The following is a 615-nucleotide window of genomic DNA, read 5'->3' on the forward strand; positions in this document are numbered from 1 at the left end:
CACCTGACCGACGATTGCGTGCTGTATCGCAACGGACCCAACGCCTGGATGCTGGTCAGCGGAACCGGCACGGCGCATGAGGAGATCATCAAGCAGGCCGCCGGGCGCAATTGTGCCGTGCTGTTCGACGACGACCTTCACGATCTATCGCTGCAGGGACCTCTGGCAGTCGATTTCTTGGCCAAACACGTGCCCGGAATCCGCGACCTCAATTATTTCAACCACATCCACACCACGCTGTTCGGCGCTCCGGTGACGATCTCGCGCACGGGCTACACCGGCGAGCGCGGCTACGAGATTTTCGTGCGCGGCCAGGATGCGCGGCTTGTCTGGGATACGATCCTTTCCGAAGGCAAGGATATGGGTATCATCCCGTGCTGCTTCAGCACGCTCGACCTGCTGCGGGTCGAGAGCTACCTGCTGTTTTATCCCTACGACAATTCCCAGATGTACCCGATTGCAGGAGAGCCGGTTGGAGACAGCCTGTGGGAACTCGGCCTCGATTTCACGGTATCGCCTGGCAAGACCGGCTTCCGGGGGGCGGAAGAGCATTATCGCCAGAAGGGCAAGGAGCGGTTCAAGATCTTCGGCATGCTGATCGAGGGCGACCAGATG

At 60.2% G+C, this 615-nt stretch carries 1 protein-coding gene; it reads left to right on the forward strand.

The features are described from left to right. A partial coding sequence (locus tag KDM41_18510; GenBank protein ID MCB1185417.1) for an aminomethyltransferase family protein occupies positions 1–615 on the forward strand: 615 nt, incomplete at both ends.

The sequence above is a fragment of the bacterium genome, assembly GCA_020440705.1.
Taxonomy (GTDB): Bacteria; Krumholzibacteriota; Krumholzibacteriia; order LZORAL124-64-63; family LZORAL124-64-63; genus JAGRNP01.